Raw genomic sequence first — 1,664 nt, forward strand, 5'->3', positions numbered from 1 at the left:
TAGCCTCGCGCTTTCACGAGGTGAGCTGTCCAGGAGCTGATCAGCAACACGGAAAGTGCCCTTGACCTGCAACGATGGGACTTGCTGAGGGTCCTGTTGGCTGCAAGGAAAAGAGCACTTTCCAGGTGAGAGAGCCTATCTCGTCGTACCCGCGTGTCCGTGTCCAGGGAAACGGTCGGCGGGTGGCTTCGCAGGCCGGTGCGGTCCTGCTGCTGGAGACGGTCCGCAAGATCGGCCTTGACCAGGCGATATCCACAGCCCTGGCGTCCTGGCGCAAGCCGCGGGCCGTCCACGATCCTGGGAAGATCCTTCTGGACCTTGCTCTGGCGGTCGCGCTGGGCGGGGACTGCCTCGCGGACGTCGCGGTGCTGAGGTGTGAGCCGGCCGTCTTCGGGCCGGTCGCTTCCGACCCGACGGTCTCCCGCCTGATCGACACCCTCGCCGGCTCCGACGAGAAAGCCCTGCAGGCCATCCGGTCCGCACGGGCCGAAGTCCGCAGCCGGGTCTGGTCGTTGGCGGGCAAGAACGCCCCGGACGCTGATGGACGGGTCACGGTCGACATCGACGGCGTCCTCGTGATCGCGCACTCCGACAAGGAGGATGCGGCCGCGACCTGGAAGAAGACCTACGGCCATCACCCCCTGACGGCCTTCGTCGACCACGGCCCGGGCGGAACCGGAGAGCCGGTCGCCGCTCTCCTCAGACCGGGTAACGCGGGCTCGAACACGGCCGCCGACCACATCACCACCGCTCAACGGGCCCTGGCTCAACTGCCGAAGAAGTACCGGCGAGGACGGCGGACGCTGATCCGCACGGACTCCGCCGGCGGCACCCACGACTTCGTGTCCTGGCTGGCGAAGCGAGGCCGATGGCTGTCCTACTCGGTCGGCATGGTGATCACCGAGGCGATCCACCAGCACGTGCTGAAGATCCCCGGCCCGGCATGGACGCCGGCCGTCGAGGCCGACGGCCAGGTCCGCGACGGAGCCTGGATCGCCGAGCTCACGGGCAGGCTGCTGGACGGCTGGCCCAGCGGCATGCGGCTGATCGTCCGCAAGGAACGACCCCACCCCGGCGCCCAGTTGAGAATCACGGACGCGGACGGCATGCGGATCACCTGCTTCGCCACCAATACGACCGGTCGGCCAATCGCCGAGCTCGAGCTGCGTCACCGTCTGCGGGCCCGGGCGGAGGACCGGATCCGGTCCGCCCGGTCCACCGGCCTGCGCAACCTGCCCCTCCACCACACCACGCAGAACAAGGTCTGGCTGGAGATCGTCCAGATCGCACTCGACCTGCTGGCCTGGATGCCCATGCTCGCTCTGACCGGCAAAGCCCGACTCTGGGAACCCCGTCGCCTGCGGCTCCGCCTGTTCTCCGCGGCCGGACAGCTCGTCACCACCGGCCGGCGCCGCATCCTCCGCCTCGCCCACCACTGGCCCTGGGCCCGTGACATCACCGACGCCCTCGAACGGCTCGCACTCCTGCCGAACCCCGGATGACCAGCGGACTCACCCGTCCCTGCGACAAGTGGATCCAGCCCGGAGCAGTGGAACCCGGCGTCCACCCGAGACGACACCCGGGCCCTCAGCCTGCCCGCCCTCCACCACCGACAACAAAATGGGCCGCCGACTTCGTCGACGGCCCACCACGAAAGTTCGAGG

The 1,664-nt window shown here is 68.9% G+C and carries 1 protein-coding gene; it reads left to right on the plus strand.

The annotated features are described in order from the left end of the window. Positions 1 to 125: 125 nt before the first annotated feature. Positions 126 to 1,502, plus strand: a complete 1,377-nt coding sequence (locus ABT254_RS46420; protein ID WP_351483751.1) for an IS1380 family transposase — start codon at positions 126 to 128, stop codon at positions 1,500 to 1,502. The last annotated feature ends 162 nt before the right edge of the window (positions 1,503 to 1,664 follow it).

It is taken from the genome of Streptomyces sp. NPDC001137 (genome assembly GCF_040298885.1).
In the GTDB taxonomy this organism is placed as follows: Bacteria; Actinomycetota; Actinomycetes; order Streptomycetales; family Streptomycetaceae; genus Streptomyces.